The sequence below is a fragment of the Burkholderia sp. Se-20378 genome, assembly GCF_017104665.1.
Taxonomy (GTDB): Bacteria; Pseudomonadota; Gammaproteobacteria; order Burkholderiales; family Burkholderiaceae; genus Burkholderia; species Burkholderia lata.
On sequence record NZ_JAAGPG010000017.1, the window covers coordinates 1 to 16,755 of the forward strand.

Sequence of the window (16,755 nt, forward strand, 5' to 3'; positions counted from 1 at the left end):
TGGCATGCGCGTGCGATTCGACGGGCGCCGCCGCCGGCACGCCGTTGAGCAAGGCATTGAGCAGGACCGATACGAGGCACGCGAGCACGACACCGCTGTGCAGGAACGGTTGCGTCCAGTCGGGCATGTGCGCGAACACCTTCGGCGCCATCACCGGAATCAGCGCGGTCGCGATCGTGAAGCCGACGATCAGCACGTTGTAGCGGTTGCCTTCGAAGTCGACTTTCGCCAGCGTCTGCACGCCGGCCGCGACGACCACGCCGAACATCGCGATACCCGCACCGCCGAGCGCGGCCGACGGCGTCGACGCGACGATCGCGCCGATCTTCGGCACCAGCGCGACGACGCACATCAGCACGCCGCTGACCGCGACGATCCAGCGGCTGCGCACGCCGGTCAGGATCACGAGCCCGACGTTCTCCATGAACGCGATGAACGGAAACGCGGCGAACGTGCCGGCGATCGCGCTCGCGACGCCGTTCGCCCGCAGCCCGCGCACGACGTCCTCCTCGCTCACCTGCTTCTCGACGATGTCGCCGATCGCGACGAACAGGCCCATCGACTCGACCATCTGCACGATCATCACGACGACCATCGTCAGCACCGGCACGATCGCGAACACCGGCGTGCCGAAGTGGAACGGGTAGGGCACGGTGAACCACGGCGCGGCCGCGACGTTCGTGAAATTGCCCATCCCGAGCGCGATCGCAAGCAGGCTGCCCGCGACGAGCCCGATCAGCACCGACAGGTTGCGCAGGAACGCGTTCGCGAAGCGGTTGACCGCGAGGATCACGACCGCGACGACGAGCGCGACCGCGAGAAACGACAGCTCGCCGAACTGCAGCTTCGCCGCGTCGCCGCCGCCGGCCCACTGGTACGCGACCGGAAACAGCTGCAGCCCGATCACGGTGACGATGCAGCCGGTCACGACCGGCGGGAACAGGCGGCGCAGCCGGCCGACCAGCGGCGCGGCGAAGGTCGTGATGATGCCCGCGCCGATCACCGCGCCGCACACGCCCGCGAACCCCACGCCCGGCGTCAGGCCGATCGCGATCACGGGGCCGACGCTGCTGAATGCGACGCCCTGCAGGATCGGCAGGCGCACGCCGAGCTTCCAGACGCCCACCGTTTGCAGGATCGTCGAGATGCCGGAACAGAACAGCGCGGTGCTGATCAGCACGGTCGTGTCCGCGGGCGACATCTTCAACGCCGACGCGACGATCAGCGGCACCGCGATCGCGCCGATATAGGCGACGAGCATGTGTTGCAGGCCGAGCGTCAGCATCTGGCGGCGCGGCAGGACCCGATCGACGGGATGTGAAGCAGCGTTCATGTGCGTGTCCTCTGAGGTTCGTTATCGGGCGGACGCGCGATGCGCCCGCCTGGCGTGCCCGTCAGGCCGCGACCGCCGCGGCGAGACAGGCATGGAAACGGTCGGTCAGCGCGGCGCGATCGAGATCGCGGCCGATGAAAACGATGCGCGACGAGCGCGGCTCGCATCCCCACGCCTGGGCGGCGCGCAGTTCGATCACGCCGTGTACGCCCTGCAGCACGTAGCGCTGCGCACGGCCTTGCACGGCGAGGATGCCTTTCATCCGGAACAGGTTCGCGGTATCGGCACGACGCAGCTCGCCGAGCCACGCTTCGAGCGCGTCGAGATCGACATCCGCATCGACTTCGATGCCGACCGACGACACGCTTTCGTCGTGTTCGTGGTGGTCGTGATCGTCGTCGTGTGCGTGGGCTTCGTGAGCGTGGCCATCGTGCTCGTGCTCATGTTCATGCCCGTGCGCATGTTCGTCCGCATGCGGCGCATCGGCCTGCAGCCCGTCGCTCTCGACGAGGATCTGCGCGAATTCGTTCGCGCCGATCCCGAGGATGCGGTCGAGGTCGACCTGCGCGTAGCTCGACGTGACGATCTCGGCCGTCGTGTTCAGCTCGCGCAGCCGCGCGGTCAGCGAATCGACGTGGGGCGTGTCGACGAGGTCGACCTTGTTGATCACGATCCGGTCCGCGCAGACGATCTGGTCGACGGCCTGGTTGTCGCGGCCGTCGAGCACCAGATCGTCGAGATGCGCGCGGATATGCTTTGCATCGACCATCGTGACGACCGCGTCGAGCGCGACTTCCTTCGCGATCGGATCGTCGAGGAAGAAGGTCTGCGCGACCGGATACGGATCGGCGAGGCCGCTCGTCTCGACGATGATGTGATCGAGCCGGTCGGGGCGCGCGACGAGCATTCGCACGATCCGCACGAGATCCTCGCGCACCGCGCCGACGCAGCACACGCAGCCGTTGGTCATCTCGTAGATTTCCTCGGTCGATTCGAGCACGAGGCCGCCGTCGATGCCGATTTCACCGAACTCGTTTTCGATCACCGCGATCTTGCGGCCGTGCTTCTCGCGCAGGATGTAGTTCAGCAGTGTCGTCTTGCCCGCCCCGAGAAAGCCCGTGAGCACGGTGACCGGAATCTTTTCGACGTCGCTGTGGGTGGTGTGGATGTGGGTCATGATGCGTCTCCGTTGAGTCGGTTGGGCTGCGGGTTGTGCGGGGATTCGCTGTCCTTCCAGCGATGGACGGTGCGGGAATCGAGGTCGAACAGGTCGAGCACGCGGCCGAGCGTGTGGTCGATCATCTGGTCGAGCGAAGCAGGGCGCGCATAGAACGCCGGCACGGGCGGCGCGACGATCGCGCCCATTTCCGTGACGGTGGCCATGTTGCGCAGATGCGTGAGCGTGTACGGCGTCTCGCGTGCGAGCAGCACGAGCCGGCGGCGCTCCTTCAGCACGACGTCGGCCGCACGCGAGATCAGGCTGGATGAAAGACCGCTCGCGATCTCGGCGAGCGTTTTCATCGAGCACGGCGCGACGATCATCCCGAGCGTGCGGAACGATCCGCTCGAGATCGGCGCTGCGATGTCGTCGATGCGGTACAGCACGCTCGCGAGCGCGGTGATGTCCGACAGCCGGAAGTCGGTCTCGTGCGCCATCGTCAGCGCGGCGGCGCGCGACACGACCACGTGCGTCTCGATGTCGAGTTCGCGCAGCAACGCGAGCAGCCGCATCCCGTACACGAAGCCGGACGCACCGCTGATGCCGACCACGAGCCGCCGCGCGCTCATCGCGACGCTCCGCCGAGTTGCGCGATCACTTGCGCGGCGCGCTGCATCGCGGCGTCGCCGACACGTGCGCGCACGCCGTCGAAGCGCGAGCCGCGCGTCGCGTCGATCCCCATCCGCGACGTCGTGCCGTCGGCCGATGACGACGGATCGAGCGGGCTGCCAGGCAGGCCGTCGACGACGAACAGGTCGCGGTGCGGCTGGAAGTGCGTCGCGATCGCCCACAGCACCTGCGCGTCGTCGGTGATGTCGACGTCGCTGTCGACCGCGACGACGTTCTTCAGGTACGGGTCCCAGCCGAGCAGCGCGAGCATGATCTGGCGCGCTTCGCCGTCGCGCGACTGCTTCAGCGCGACGTAGCAGTGGAAGTGCGTGCCGGAATTCGGATAGTGAATGGCGGTGACGGAAGGAAAGCGCGCCTTCAGCTTTTCGCTCATCTCGGCTTCACGCGGCAGCCGCGCAAGCGTCAGGTGTTCCGCGTACGGGCCGCCGACCACGTCGACGAGCCACGCGTCCTTGCGCCGCATCATCGCGTCGATGCGCAGCACGTTGTTGGTCGAGCGGTCCGACGAGTAGCCGGTGAATTCGCCGAACGGGCCTTCTTCGGCATGCGCGTCGGGATCGATCGTGCCTTCGAGCACGAACTCGGCGGCGGCTGGCACGCCGATGCCGTGATGCGGCGTGCGCACGAGTTGCAGCGGTGCGCCGAACAGCCCGCCGGCGATGGCGCGCTCGTCCGCGCCGAACGGCACGCGTGCGGCGGCCGCGAGCATGAACAGCGGATGCGCGCCGATCACCATCGCGACTTTCAGCGTGTCGCCGCGCGCCTTCGCGGTCTGCAGCATCCGCCACAGATGGCCGCGCGAATGAAGGCTCGTCGCCAGCGCATTGCGCGCATGCGGCATCGAGCGGTGGTAGCTGAGGTTCGCGACGCCCGTCACCGGATCTTCGGCAACGATCACCGCGTTGGTCACGTAGGGCCCGCGATCGGTTTCGAAGTGGCGGATCATCGGCAGTTGTGCGAGATCGACCGCGTCGCCTTCGGTCACCTGATCGAGCACGGGGCCGTGCGGCACGACGACCGGCGCGACGGGCGCGTTCGCGCGCTGCTGCCACGCGTCGAACAGGCCGTTCGCATCGACGCAGAACAGCCGGCCGATGCGCGTGCGGGACGCAAACACGTTGGTGACGAGCGGTGTCGAAAGACCGTCGACGCGCTCGCAGACGAGCATCTCGTGCCGCCCGCGTGCGGCGAGCGACGCGACGACGGCCGTGACGTCCTGGTCGGCGGACAGCGGCTGCGCGAGCGTCAGCACGTCGTCCGGAAAGCGTTCGCGATACGCGTTCGCGAAGTGATGGAAATCCTGCTGCTCGGCGAAAAGGCTGGACGCCATGATGCACTCCGTCGGATACGGAAGGGGAAAAGCCGGATCGCGCGCGTGTTCAAGGCGGCACGCGATCCGGCTGCCGGCGCGTTACAGGTAGGTCGACGTGAGGCGCTTCTGCGCTTCGTCGAGATCCTTCGGAGGCCTGGTCGGCTCGATGCCGACGAGGCGGGCGATGTTGTTGCCCATGTAGTCCTCGAGGCCGTCCTCGTCGAGATCCATCCCCTGCGGCGCGGGCCCGCACAGCATCTCCAGCTCGCGCAGCCACATGCCGGGTTCGTTCGGCGGCGAATCGGTGCCGAACACGATCTTGTTGCGCGGCAGCTCGCGGGCGAACTCGACGATCCGCGACTGGTAGCACCAGCCCGATTCGCAGTACACGTTCGGCGTATCCATCGCCATCCAGAATGCTTCGAACGAGTAGTTGCCACCCGTCTGGATGCCGAAGTGACCGATGATGAAGTTCACCATCGGAAACTCGCGGATGATCGGATAGAACTGCGTCGGGATCGTGTACGGGCCGTCGCCGGTGTGGATCAGCACGACGATGTTGTACTTCGCACAGACCTTCATCGCCGGGCGCAGCCAGTCGAGTGCGCGATCGGGCCGGTAGCCGTGCATGTTCGCGTGCAGCTTCACCATCTTGAAGCCGTACTCCTTGATGTGGAATTCGAGCTCCGCCGCGCCGTTCTCCGGGCCCCAGCGCGGGTTGTACGTGAAGTTGCCGATGAAGCGGTCGGGGTACTTCTGCGTGAGTTCGGCGATGTACGCCATGTAGTCGCGAATGCCTTCGCGGCCGCGGCGGTTGCCGTCGCGATAGCCGGTGTTGCCGGGCGGCGGCTGGATGAAGCCCATGTCGATGCGGCGCGGCTTGCCGTTGATGATGTACGGGCCGTCCATCATCTTGAGCAGGCGTTCGCCGGTGAACGGTTCGCCGGTGTGACGCCAGGCCTCGTCGACGAGGTTGGTCGGGTGCAGGTGCGTATCGATGATCATGCAATGCTCCGGAATCGGGAGAGAGGGGCGCGGGCGTCAGGCGGCGAGCAGCGCTTTCGCTTCGTCGACAGTGCGCGGCGCGGGCGTCGGTTCGAGACCGATCATCCGGGCCGTGTTGTTGCCGAGGTAATCCTCGAGCGTGTCCTCGTCGAGATTCATCCCTTGCGGCGGATCGAAGCAGAGCACTTCGAGCAGTCGCAGCCACATTCCCGGTTCGTTCGGCGGCGTGTCGGAGCCGAACAGGATCTTGTGCTTCGGCAGCACCTTCGCGAATTCGACGATCCGCGACTGCAGGCACCAGCCCGATTCGCAATACACGTTCGGCAGGTCCATCGCGAGCTGGAACGGCTCGAAACAGTAGACGCCGCCGGTCTGCACACCGAAGTGCGCCATGATGAAATTGACCGTCGGGAATTCCTTGATCATCGGCACCCACTCGGTCGGGATGCTGTACGGGCCGTCGCCGGTGTGCAGCTTCACGAGCACGCCGAGCTCCGCGCACTTCTTCAGCGCGGGGCGCAGCCAGTCGAGCGCGCGGTCGGGCCGGTACGCATGCATGTTGGCCTGGAACTGCACCATCTTGAAGCCGAGCTTGCGCACGTAGTGATCGATCGCGTTCACGCCGTTCTCCACGCCGCAGCGCGGGTTGTAGACGAAGCAGCCGATGAAGCGGTCGGGGTGCTTGCGCACCATCTCGACCGTGTACGCCATGTACGCGTCGATCGATTCGGCGCCCGACTTCTCGCCGTCGGTATACGTATAAATGGTGTTGCCTTGCGGCGGCTGGATGAATGCCTTGTCGACGCGGCGCGGCTTGCCGTTGATGAGGAAGGGGCCCTTCATCGTCTCGATCAGGCGCTCGCCGGTGAACGGCGGGCCGTCGTGACGCCATGCGAGGTCGACGAGATTCGTCGGGTAACAGCTGGTGTCGATGATCATCTACTCGATCTCCTTGAGAGGAACCGGAAAAGCCGGTTGCCGTATCGCGGGCAGGCACGTCGATGAAGCGACCTGTCGGTCGGATTCATGCGGCCCTTTGCAAGGCGCATTATTTTTTTGCGCCTTCCCCTCGCCGGCATCGAGTGACACACTGCGACGTGCACTGCTGCTTGGGATCGAGTGTCACCAGCCGAATGTGCTCTGTACAATATTTTTTACTGACGCTCTTGATACGTTTGCGATATGGACATGCGTGTGTTGCGTTACTTCGCGGTGCTTGCCGACGAACTGCATTTCGGGCGCGCGGCCGCGCGGCTCCATATCTCGCAGCCGCCGTTGAGCCAGCAGATCAGGCTGCTCGAAGAGCAGCTCGGCACCGCGCTGTTCGTGCGCTCGCAGCATCGCGTCGAATTGACCGAGGCAGGGAAAACACTGAAGGAGCAGGTGCCGCTGATCGTCGCGCAGTTCGATCGCGCGATCGATCTCACGCGTTGCGCGGGGCGCGGGGAAGTGGGGCGGCTCGCGGTCGGCATCATCAGCTCGGCGATGGTCGTGCCGATTCCACGTGCGTTGCGCGTGTTCGCCGAGCGCCATCCGCACGTGCACTGGTCGCTGCACGAGATGACGCCGGCCGCGCAGATCGACGCGCTGAAGGAGAAGCGGCTCGACGTGTGCTTCTTCCGGCTGTTCCAGGACGATCCGTCGATCCGCAGCGAGATCGTTGTGCGCGAAACGGCCGTGGCCGTGCTGCCGTCCGGCCATCCGCTCGCGTCGCGCGACGCGATCGCGCTCGCCGAGCTGGCCGGCGAACAGTTCGTGTCATTCGGCTTGCGGCACTCGCAACTGGCGCGCTTCCTGCAGCAGAGCTGCGTCGACGCGCGCTTCACGCCGCAGATCGCACACGAGGTCGTCGAAGTGCACACGCTGCTGTCGCTGGTGCGCGAAGGGCTGGGCGTCGCGCTGCTGCCCGCGTCGTCGCGGCAGATCTCGACGGGCGGCGTCGCGTTCGTGCCGCTGCTGCCGCCGGAGCTTGAGGTATCGCTGCAGGCGCGTTACCGCGCGGACGATACGTCCGCGGTGCTCGGCGCGTTCCTCGACACCGTGCGCGAGGTCGCGGCGGAGTTCAACGCGTAGCGGCGCGTATCAGTGCCCGAGCGATTGCGCGACGAGCGCGCCGATCGCATCGATCAGCGGCTTCACGCGCGCATGGCGCTCGCGCGGCCAGATCGCATGCAGGTTGTAGTGGGTCGGAATCGCGATCGTGCAGAGTTCGACGAGCCGCCCGTCGCGGCGCGCATCGGCGGCGAGCAGCCCGCGCACCAGCCCGGCACCGAGCCCTGACGCGAGCGTCGCGACGAGCCCCGCCGCGTTGTCGAACACGGCGATCGTTTCCGGTTCGACGGGTTCGAGCCCGGCCGCTTCGAGCCACGGAATCCACGACCGCTTCGTGTAGCCGAGCAGCGGCAGTTCGAGCACCTGTTCGGGCGTGAGCGGCGCGGTCAGCCCGTAACGTTCGAGCAGCGCGGGCGCGGCCATCGCGGTCAGCCGGTCGGGGCAGACCAGCGCGCTGTCCACGCCTTCCCATTCCCCGTAGCCGTAGCGCAGCGCAACATCGACGCGATCGAATGCATCGCGGTCGTGGCGCGGCGCGGACAGTACCGTCAGCGTCGTGCCGTCGAGCGTGTGCATCAGTGCCGGCAGTCGCGCGGGCAGCCAGCCCTGCATCAGCTCCGGATCGACGTCGAGCCGCAGCGACGGCCCGGTCGTGCGCCCCTTTACCGACGACAGCGCACGATCGATCTGTTCGAGCCCGTCCGACAACTGGTTCGCGAACAGCGTGCCGGCATCGGTCAGCATCACGCGGCCGCCGGCGCGGGCGAACAGCGGCTGGCCGATGAATTCCTCGAGCGAGCGAATCTGCTGGCTGATCGCGCTGTGCGTGAGCGCCAGCTGGCGGGCCGCGCTGGAAAAACTGCCGACCCGCGCGGCCTGCAGAAACGCCTGCATCGACTGGATCGAAGGGTATCGCTTGAGCATCTGTTAGTCCGACTGACAGGGAATCGACGAAATGATCGCTGGCGTACCCGTGCATCGCGTTTCGATAATGCTCCGGAACCGCGCGACGGACGCGGGCCGACATCACGAATGCGAATCAGGAGGCAGCGCATGATCGACATCGTCGTGAACGATACACGCCATTCGCTCGAGAATGTACCGGAGGATATGCCGTTGCTGTGGGTGCTGCGCGACCGGCTCAAGCTCACCGGCACGAAGTTCGGCTGTGGCAAGGGCCTGTGCGGCGCGTGCACCGTGCATCTCGAAGGGCAGGCCGTACGCGCATGCCTGATTCCGGCCGTCGCCGCGCACGGACGGCACGTGACGACGATCGAGGGGCTGTCGCCGGACGGGCGGCATCCGCTGCAGCTCGCGTGGGTGGCCGAGGACGTGCCGCAATGCGGCTATTGCCAGCCGGGGCAACTGATGCAGGCAGCCGCGCTGTTGAAGGGCGGGCAGCCGGTGGACGACGACGCGATCGTGCAGGCGATGTCGGGCAACGTCTGCCGCTGCGGGACGTATGCGCGCATTCATCGCGCGATCAAGCGCGCGGCGTCCGGCGATCCGGCGTTGAACGCCGCGGCCGAACCCGCGAAGGAGGCGTGACATGCGCGACGATCACGCACCGGATGCACCGCGCGACGACGGCACGCCGCGCCGGCGCTTCCTCAAGCATGGTTCGGCGCTGCTTGCCGCAGGCATCGCGATCGGCTTCCGGATGCCCGACGCGGCGGCTGCTGGCAAAAGCGCAAGTGGCGATCCCCATCCGTCCGCCGGCGAATTCGAACCGAACGCCTGGGTGCGCGTGCTGCCCGACGACACGATCAAGCTCGTCGTGCACAAGCACGATTCGGGCACCGGCACGCGCACCGCGCTCGCGGCGGTGGTGGCCGAGGAGCTCGACGTCGATCCGTTCCGGGTCGACGTGATCACGCCGGAAGATCCGTTCTTCGCCGATTACATCCACCCGCTGTGGAAGGTGTTCTCGACCGGCGGCAGCACGAGCGTCGCGATGGAGTACGACCGGCTGCGTCGTGCGGGCGCAACCGCGCGTGCGATGCTCGTCGAGGCGGCGGCGCATCAATGGGGTGTGCCCGTCGCTGCGTGTACGACGGCAGACGGCGCCGTGCTGCATGCGGCGAGCGGCCGCCGGGCGACGTACGGCTCGCTTGCATCGGCGGCCGCGCAGTTGCCGGCGCCGAAACAGGTCGTGCTGAAAGATCCCGCGCAGTTCCGCTACATCGGCAAGCTGCGCAAGAAGCGCGGCGCCGCGCAGAAGGCCGACGGTTCGTTTCCGTACAGCATCGACGTGTCGCTGCCGGGGATGCTGGTCGCGGTCGTCACGCGCGCGCCGGTGATCGACGGCCGCGTGCGCAGCGTCGATGCGAAGGCGGCGCTCGCGATTCCCGGCGTGCGCGACGTGCTGCAGATTCCGCCGCGCCCCGATGTGCTCGGCGGCAACCAGGCCGGCGTCGCGGTGCTCGCGGACGACTACTGGTCAGCACATAAAGGGCAGGCCGCGCTGACGATCGAATGGGAGGACAGCCTGTTCGAGACGTTCGACAGCAGCACGCTCGCTGCGCGCCAGGCCGCGTGGGTCGACGATCCGGCCGCGCGCGTCGTGCCGACGATTGCCGACGGCGATCCGGCGAAGGCCCATACGGCCGGCGCGCGCACGATCGAGGCGTCGTATGCGATGCCGCACAAGGCCGCGAATCCGCTGGAGCCGATCAACCTTACCGTGTGGGCGCGCAACGGCGGCATCGAATACTGGGGCGGGCTGCAGGTGCCGTCCACCGCGATGGAAGCGGCCGAAGTGATCGGCGGCATTCCTTCGCATCGCGTGACGCTGCACGAGCTGGTGTCGGGCGGCAGCTTCGGCGCACGCGAATCGAAGTACTGGCTGTTCGAGGCGACCTGGCTCGCGGTGAAGACCGGCAAGCCGGTGAAGCTGATGAACAGCCGCGAGGACGAGATGCGTGCGCTGTTCTATCACGCGGCAAGTTACCACCGCGCGCGCGCCGTGCTCGATGCGCAGGGCAATCTGGCATCGCTGTGGCTGCGCGGTGTGATGCCCGCATCGCCGCAACAGTGGGAGCCCGGCTATCTGGAGCGCACCGACCGGATGGATTTCAGCACGACCGAGGCGCTCACGAAATGGGAGTTCGCGTATGCGGCGCCGCATCGCGACATCGGCTGGATCCGGCTGGAGACGGGCGTGCCGACCGGCTGGTTTCGCGCGGTGAGCTACATCCCGAACGTGTTCGCAGTCGAATCGGTGATGGACGAGGCCGCGCATGCGGCACGGCGTGACCCGGTCGAGTTCCGGCTCGCGCACATGCGCGACCGGCCGCGCCATGCGGCCGTGCTGCGTGAAGCGGCGCAACGGGCGGGGTGGGGGCAGCCGCTGCCGGACGGTGTCGCACTCGGCATCGCGACGAACCAGGCGTACGACAGCTATGTCGCGGTGGTCGCGCGTGTCGTGCGCAAGGACGGCGCGGTGCGCGTGGAGAAGCTGACGTGCGTCGCTGATTGCGGAATCGCGGTGTCGCCGGCCGGCGTCGACGAGCAACTGTACGGCGGCCTGATGTGGGGGCTCGGCCATGCGACGTCCGATCGCATCGATTTCCGGCACGGCCGTGTGCAACAGTCGAACTTCGATACGTATCGCGTGATGCGGATGAACGACATGCCCGAGACCGACATTCATATCGTGCAGGGCGATCCGGCGAAGCCGGGCGGCGTCGGTGAGCTGTCGAGCCCGGCGGTGACGCCGGCGATCGCGAACGCGGTGTTCCGGCTGACGGGGAAGCGGTTGCGGGAGACGCCTTTCGATTTGTCGGCGGTCGCGTAGCGTGACGGAACGTATGAAGTTTGACCTGCATCGGCCGCCAATCCACTGATCAATTTGCCGACGTCGCAACCGGATCGACGTCGGCGAACGCGTTCGCCGGCGGCGTCGTGCGCAAACGCCGATTCCGCAGACTTTCCCCTGCTTCTCGCGGGTGTTTCCCACTGGTTGGTGATGCGAATTTTTACCTAAGATGAAGCCATCATGCGCGTAATTCGGTGCCTGCACGCGCATGGAGGGAGGCGGGAGGCAGCGCCGGAGCGACGCCAGCGGATGTTGCCATCATGGATGCGAAAGTGTGCGCGTCGGCTGCCAGTCTCGCGACTGCAGCGACGCCAGCGGACGCGGCGGCAATCGCCGCGCGAACGGTGCCCGGCCGTCCTGGTCGAACCGCTCCGCTGCGCCACGCGCTGGCCGCAATCGTTTGCGTTCTGGGGGCCGCGCAGGCCGTGCTGGCCGGGGCTGCCGCCGAGGCTGTCGATCCGGCCGACATGGTGCGCATGGTTGCCGCCGCGAACCCTGCCGATCCCGCCGATCCCGCTGTTGCGTCACACGACACGGCCGTGCGCCAGGTCGTGCTGGGCATCGTCAGTTTCACCCGCTGGCCGACGACACCCGTTCGCCTGCATCTGTGCGTCACGGGCCGACCCGACTATGCGCGCGGCCTGACCGACACGCTGCAGGCCGGCTCGACACTGCTCGACGTGCAGCGTGTGCGCTTCGACGATCCCGCGCTCGGCATCGCCTGCGACATCGTCTATCTCGGCAACCTGGGCGCAGATGAGAGAGCGCGCGTGAGAGCTGCGGTGGCCGGCCATCCGGTGCTGACGATTTCGGAACACGATCCATCCTGCACCGCGGGCGGCATGTTCTGTCTCAACGTCGACGGCGAACGCGTGTCGTTCGACATCAATCTCGACGCAGTCGCACGCAGCGGCGTGCGCGTGCATCCGAACGTGCTCAATCTCGCGCGGCGGCCGGGGGCGCCATGACACGGCCCGCCCCGCCCGTTTCGCTGCGGCGCGTGCCGCGCCCGACGCTGCAAAGCGTGCTGCGCCGCGCGCACCTGCGCCTCGCGTTCGTCGCCGTCGCGATGGCCGCCGTGTCGTTGATCGTGGTGGCCGTGATCGCATTGCGTGCGTATGCCGGCAACAACCTGAACCTGCTGGCCCGCTCGCTCGGTTATACGGTCGAGGCCGCGCTCGTATTTGGCGACCGCGTCGCGGCGGCCGAGGCGATCGGGCTGATCGCCAGCGACGAGGACGTCGCACAGGTGGTGGTGACGGATAGCAAGGACCAGCCGTTCGCGACGTGGCAGTTGCCCGCCGGCAGCGGGATCGCGCGGCTCGAACGCGTCGTCGCCGACCTCGCGCTGCCGGGGCCCGTGACCGCGCCGGTGGTGCATGACGGCATCGTCGTCGGCCACGTCGTCGTGCGCGGCCGCGGCCATCAGTTCTTCGGATTCCTGCTTGGCGGCGTGGGCGGCATACTCGGTTGCCTGGCCGTTAGCGTGATCGGCGCGTATATCAGCTCGAAGCGCCTGTTGCGCAATATCGTTTCGCCGTTGCGCGCGCTGGCCAGCGTCGCCCACGCGGTGCGACGCGAACGTGCGTTCGCGCAGCGCGTCGAGCCCGCGTCGATTGCCGAGCTCAACCAGCTCGGCGACGACTTCAATGCGCTGCTCGACGAATTCGAAGACTGGCAGAACACGCTGCGCGACGAGAACGCGTCGCTCGAACACAAGGCGACGCACGATGCGCTCACGGGGCTGCCCAACCGCGTGCAGTTCGAATCGCGTCTTGCACTCGCCCTCGGCGAAGCCGGGGTCACGGGGCAGCGGGTCGCGATCCTGTATCTCGATTGCGACCGTTTCAAGGAAATCAACGACTGCCTCGGCCACGACGCCGGCGACGCGGTGCTGATCGGCATCGCGTCACGGCTGCGCACGCAGGTGCGCGAGGCCGACCTGGTCGCGCGCCTGGGCGGCGACGAATTCGCGGTGATGCTGCCGGCCGTGCGCGAAGCGGGTAGCGTATGTCGTATTGCTGACGAGATCCTGTCCGGCATGGCGCCGTCGATCGAGCTGTCCGACGGCCGCGTGGTGGCCACCATGATGAGTGCCGGCGTTGCGCTGTATCCCGATCACGCGTCGGATGCGAGCGGTTTGCTGCGGGCGGCGGATGCCGCGATGTACCGCGCCAAGCGCGCCCGGCCAGGCTCGTGGCAACTGGCGGAAGGGGTCGCGGGGGCGGCTTGAGGTTCATCGTTTCACGCTGCGGGCGAGGCCGCGGCAGTGGGTTGAAAAAGCGCTCGCGATGCGGGTGCAATCGAAGGGGTCAATGATGAACAACACGTTTCCGGTGGGCTTTGGGCGCTTGTGCGTCGGCAGCGCGCTGCTTTTGTGCATGCTGCTGGGAGGCTGCAAGACGCCGCCGCTTCATCGTGGATTGACGCAGACGCAGGTCACGGCGCTCAAGTCGGCCGGTTTCCAGGAAACCCAGCAGGGTTTCGAGTTCGGCTCGACCGGGCCGATCCTGTTCGATTTCGATCGCTACAACCTCAAGCCCGATGTGCGGAGGATCGTCGAAAGGATCGGTCGCACGCTCCGGTCGGCGGGGATCAACGGGGTACGGGTCTATGGCTACTCCGACCAGGAGGGCGTGGACGAGTATGACCTCGAGTTGTCCAAACGGCGGGCGGAGGTCGTTGCGCTTGAACTGGTCGACGTCGGGCTCGATACGAAGCGCATCGCGATCGTCGGGAAGGGCAAGAGCGATCCGGTCGGGGACAACAAGACGCCGGGCGGGCGGGCGCAGAACCGGCGGGCGGCGATCGTGGTGTCGCCGCGGTGACGGGGGCGGTTTCCCTGGGCCACGTGAAAGGCGTTTGCAAGCACCTGCAGTCATGCTATCGAACGCGATGATTGATAGAGCATAGCGGCGCTGTCGTGCCTGACGGCGCGCGTTTCCCTCCCGAGCGTTCGCACTATTTCATCGTGACAGGGGCGATGCCTCGCCCTGTACGGATCTGTCACACGTTTCATGCAGATTGTGTCGTGTTCCGCGCGTGTTGGCGCGATGCTTCGCGCATGGGCAGCCGCGCCGGGGCGGCCAGCCGCCGGCCTGTTTTTGTATTATCGGGGGCCTGAACGGAAACGTTTGCGGGTGTCTTTCACGCGTCCGGGTTTTGTCCTACATTATCGGGGCTTCGGGCCGATCAGCCGGCACCTGGAACCTGAGAACACAAGAAGGAACAAGCATGAGTTTCGCTCCGAACGGGGGTATCCCCACAGGAATGGGCGGTAGTGCGTTCGGCTCGTTGAGCGCGCTCGGCGGTCTCGCCGGCCCGGTTGCGTCGAGTGTCGCCGGCAGCCTCGGGCCGCTCGCGGGCCTGGCCGGGCACGTCGATACCGTTCAGCGCGCGATGCAGCTCGCGCAGACCGGCTTCTCGCTGATGGACAAGACGCCCGGCGCGATAGCCGAGGCGATCAACGGCGCCGCCAACCCCGCGCGCCTGACCCAGCTCAACCGTTACGTCACACTTGATACGCCGCTCGGCCCGGACGTGCTGCTGGTCAGCGCCGCCGTCGTCGACGAGCACGTGAACCGGTTGCCGGAAATCCATCTCGACCTGCTGTCGCATCGACACGATCTGCGCCCCGAGGATTTGATCGGCCAGCAGGTCAAGATCCGGTTCGACCAGCAGGCTCGCCTGTCGACGCTGGAGCGCGTCGTCGCATCGGGCGCCGCTGACAACGACCGATACTTCGACGGCTACGTCGCGTCGTTCGACCGGGCTGGCAATCCCGGCAACGTCACGCAGTATCACCTGACGGCGGTGCCGTGGTTCTGGTTCCTGACGCGCTCGACCGACTGCCGGATCTTCCAGAACAAGACCGCGCAGGACATCCTCACCGAGATCTTCCAGGAGCACGGCTTCTCCGATTTCGTGTTCGATATCCGGACGGCCCAGAAGCCGCTCGAATATGTCGTGATGTACCAGGAGAGCTACTTCAACTTCTGTGCGCGGCTGATGGAGCAGGAGGGGCTGGTCTGGACGCACCGCTACGAGAAGGACAAGCACATCCTGGTGATCGGCGATTCGAACCTGTTGTTCCGCCCGATCGACGGGCTCGCGACGGTGCCGTTCGCGGCCACCGAGGCGAGTGAGGACAGCGGTATCGATCAACTGCACGAAGGCCGGCGCTTCGGCGTCGGCAAGGTCACGTTCCGCGACTTCAACCACCAGAACCCGTCGTCGCCGCTGATGCTGGTGGAGGCCGGGCCGCAGAACCTCAAGCATGCGCGGCTCGACGCGACCGAGCGGTTCGAGCACCAGTCGCTGTACGACCACGGCGACGACGGCAACCGCTACGCGCGTTTCGCGATGGAAGCCGAGGAGGCGCAGGCCCATCGCTTTACCGGCGGCGGCTACGCGTGGCGCATGACCACGGCGGGCGCCGTCACCGTGGCGAATCACCCGGTGCTCGAGAACAACCAGGAATACGTGATCCTGCAGGTGCGTCACGAGGCGGTGAACGACTACACGCAACACAGCGCGAAGCTGCCGTACCGCAACAGCTTCGCGCTGCTGCCGAAGAAGGTGCCGTATCGCGCGCCGCGCGGTACACCGAAGCCCGTGATTCATGGCACGCAATCGGCGATGGTCGTCGGGCCGAAGGGCGAGGAAATCTACACGAACGGCAGCGCCGTGAAGGTGCATTTCCCGTGGGACCGACGCGGCAAGAAGGACGGCTCCGATTCGATGTGGGTGCGCGTGTCGCAACCGTGGGCGGGCGACGGCTGGGGCGCGGCCGCGATTCCGCGTATCAAGCAGGAAGTGCTCGTGGCGTTCAACCAGGGCGATCCGGATAACCCGGTGATCGTCGGCCGCGTGTTCAACGGCGAACAGGGCAATCCGTACCACGGTGCGGCCGGCCAGACGATGGGGATCAAGAGCCAGACGCACAAGGGGCAGGGGTCGAACGAGATCCGCATGACCGACACGAACGGCATGCAGGAATTCTTCATGCATGCGCAGAAGGACATGAACACCATCGTCGAGAACAACGAGACGCACAAGGTGCTGGGGCCGATGCGTACCGTGCTGGTGGCGACGGGCAGCGAGGAGAAGCAGATTCCGCAGGGCAACCTGACCGAGACGATCGCCGAGAAACGCAGCACGACCGCGACCACCGTCGAGGTGACGACGCCGGCCAAGGATGGTGGCGGCGGCACGCAGGTCCACATGGCCGAGCGCGGCATCCTGCTGAAGGTGATGGACAGCTCGATCTCGCTCGCGCCGGAAGGCATCCGCCTCGAGCACAAGGGCTCCGTGATCTTGATGACCGACGACGGCGTGATGGTCAACGGCACGCGCATCGACCTCAACAAATAACTCGAACGAAACCA

General features: G+C 66.8%; 14 protein-coding genes. 7 read left to right on the top strand and 7 right to left on the bottom strand.

The window, feature by feature from the left end:
* The 6 genes from G3N93_RS04280 to G3N93_RS04305 form a co-directional block, all read right to left on the bottom strand.
* A partial coding sequence (locus G3N93_RS04280; protein ID WP_206132342.1) for a nucleobase:cation symporter-2 family protein occupies positions 1-1,333 on the bottom strand: 1,333 nt, incomplete at its 3' end.
* Between the two features lie 61 nt (positions 1,334-1,394).
* On the bottom strand, positions 1,395-2,510 hold the full coding sequence (locus G3N93_RS04285; RefSeq protein WP_206132343.1) for a GTP-binding protein: 1,116 nt from the start codon (positions 2,508-2,510) through the stop codon (positions 1,395-1,397).
* Positions 2,507-3,121: a UbiX family flavin prenyltransferase gene (locus tag G3N93_RS04290; protein ID WP_206132344.1), complete on the bottom strand. Its 615-nt coding sequence runs from the start codon at positions 3,119-3,121 to the stop codon at positions 2,507-2,509. The genes G3N93_RS04285 and G3N93_RS04290 overlap by 4 nt, the downstream gene beginning before the upstream one ends.
* Positions 3,118-4,512 carry a UbiD family decarboxylase gene (locus G3N93_RS04295; RefSeq protein ID WP_206132345.1) on the bottom strand — a complete coding sequence of 465 codons (1,395 nt, stop codon included), beginning with the start codon at positions 4,510-4,512 and terminating at the stop codon, positions 3,118-3,120. Before G3N93_RS04295 ends, G3N93_RS04290 begins: the two co-directional genes overlap by 4 nt.
* Before the next feature lie 81 nt (positions 4,513-4,593).
* Positions 4,594-5,499 carry an amidohydrolase family protein gene (locus G3N93_RS04300; protein WP_174936598.1) on the bottom strand — a complete coding sequence of 302 codons (906 nt, stop codon included), beginning with the start codon at positions 5,497-5,499 and terminating at the stop codon, positions 4,594-4,596.
* A gap of 36 nt (positions 5,500-5,535) precedes the next feature.
* A complete protein-coding gene (locus tag G3N93_RS04305) occupies positions 5,536-6,438 on the bottom strand; it encodes an amidohydrolase family protein (RefSeq protein WP_206132346.1) in 903 nt (300 codons plus the stop codon).
* A gap of 243 nt (positions 6,439-6,681) precedes the next feature.
* Between G3N93_RS04305 and G3N93_RS04310 the strand changes: the two genes are divergently transcribed.
* A complete protein-coding gene (locus G3N93_RS04310) occupies positions 6,682-7,572 on the top strand; it encodes a LysR substrate-binding domain-containing protein (RefSeq protein ID WP_174939014.1) in 891 nt (296 codons plus the stop codon).
* A 9-nt stretch (positions 7,573-7,581) separates the two neighbouring features.
* Here the strand turns inward: G3N93_RS04310 and G3N93_RS04315 are convergent, their stop codons facing one another.
* The gene (locus G3N93_RS04315; RefSeq protein ID WP_174936607.1) at positions 7,582-8,475 is read right to left on the bottom strand and encodes a LysR substrate-binding domain-containing protein; all 894 of its coding nucleotides are present in this window, start codon (positions 8,473-8,475) and stop codon (positions 7,582-7,584) included.
* Positions 8,476-8,604: 129 nt separating this feature from the next.
* On the opposite strand from G3N93_RS04315, the gene G3N93_RS04320 reads away from it, so the two are divergent.
* From G3N93_RS04320 to G3N93_RS04345, 6 genes are all read left to right on the top strand, one after another.
* The gene (locus G3N93_RS04320; RefSeq protein WP_174936612.1) at positions 8,605-9,099 is read left to right on the top strand and encodes a (2Fe-2S)-binding protein; all 495 of its coding nucleotides are present in this window, start codon (positions 8,605-8,607) and stop codon (positions 9,097-9,099) included.
* 1 nt (position 9,100) lies between these two features.
* The gene (locus G3N93_RS04325) at positions 9,101-11,347 is read left to right on the top strand and encodes a xanthine dehydrogenase family protein molybdopterin-binding subunit (protein WP_206132347.1); all 2,247 of its coding nucleotides are present in this window, start codon (positions 9,101-9,103) and stop codon (positions 11,345-11,347) included.
* Between the two features lie 281 nt (positions 11,348-11,628).
* Entirely contained in the window at positions 11,629-12,336 is a 708-nt protein-coding gene (locus G3N93_RS04330) for a YfiR family protein (protein ID WP_174936618.1), read from the top strand.
* The gene (locus G3N93_RS04335; protein ID WP_174936627.1) at positions 12,333-13,601 is read left to right on the top strand and encodes a diguanylate cyclase domain-containing protein; all 1,269 of its coding nucleotides are present in this window, start codon (positions 12,333-12,335) and stop codon (positions 13,599-13,601) included. Before G3N93_RS04330 ends, G3N93_RS04335 begins: the two co-directional genes overlap by 4 nt.
* An 85-nt stretch (positions 13,602-13,686) precedes the next feature.
* On the top strand, positions 13,687-14,196 hold the full coding sequence (locus tag G3N93_RS04340) for an OmpA family protein (RefSeq protein ID WP_174937278.1): 510 nt from the start codon (positions 13,687-13,689) through the stop codon (positions 14,194-14,196).
* Between the two features lie 406 nt (positions 14,197-14,602).
* Positions 14,603-16,741: a type VI secretion system Vgr family protein gene (locus G3N93_RS04345; RefSeq protein ID WP_174936630.1), complete on the top strand. Its 2,139-nt coding sequence runs from the start codon at positions 14,603-14,605 to the stop codon at positions 16,739-16,741.
* Positions 16,742-16,755: the final 14 nt, after the last annotated feature.

Bases quoted from the DNA above. Each gene is read 5' to 3' on its own strand.
- G3N93_RS04285 (WP_206132343.1), bottom strand. From the start codon at position 2,510: ATGACCCACATCCACACCACCCACAGCGACGTCGAAAAGATTCCGGTC.
- G3N93_RS04290 (WP_206132344.1), bottom strand. From the start codon at position 3,121: ATGAGCGCGCGGCGGCTCGTGGTCGGCATCAGCGGTGCGTCCGGCTTC.
- G3N93_RS04295 (WP_206132345.1), bottom strand. From the start codon at position 4,512: ATGGCGTCCAGCCTTTTCGCCGAGCAGCAGGATTTCCATCACTTCGCG.
- G3N93_RS04300 (WP_174936598.1), bottom strand. From the start codon at position 5,499: ATGATCATCGATACGCACCTGCACCCGACCAACCTCGTCGACGAGGCC.
- G3N93_RS04305 (WP_206132346.1), bottom strand. From the start codon at position 6,438: ATGATCATCGACACCAGCTGTTACCCGACGAATCTCGTCGACCTCGCA.
- G3N93_RS04310 (WP_174939014.1), top strand. From the start codon at position 6,682: ATGGACATGCGTGTGTTGCGTTACTTCGCGGTGCTTGCCGACGAACTG.
- G3N93_RS04315 (WP_174936607.1), bottom strand. From the start codon at position 8,475: ATGCTCAAGCGATACCCTTCGATCCAGTCGATGCAGGCGTTTCTGCAG.
- G3N93_RS04320 (WP_174936612.1), top strand. From the start codon at position 8,605: ATGATCGACATCGTCGTGAACGATACACGCCATTCGCTCGAGAATGTA.
- G3N93_RS04325 (WP_206132347.1), top strand. From the start codon at position 9,101: ATGCGCGACGATCACGCACCGGATGCACCGCGCGACGACGGCACGCCG.
- G3N93_RS04330 (WP_174936618.1), top strand. From the start codon at position 11,629: ATGGATGCGAAAGTGTGCGCGTCGGCTGCCAGTCTCGCGACTGCAGCG.
- G3N93_RS04335 (WP_174936627.1), top strand. From the start codon at position 12,333: ATGACACGGCCCGCCCCGCCCGTTTCGCTGCGGCGCGTGCCGCGCCCG.
- G3N93_RS04340 (WP_174937278.1), top strand. From the start codon at position 13,687: ATGAACAACACGTTTCCGGTGGGCTTTGGGCGCTTGTGCGTCGGCAGC.
- G3N93_RS04345 (WP_174936630.1), top strand. From the start codon at position 14,603: ATGAGTTTCGCTCCGAACGGGGGTATCCCCACAGGAATGGGCGGTAGT.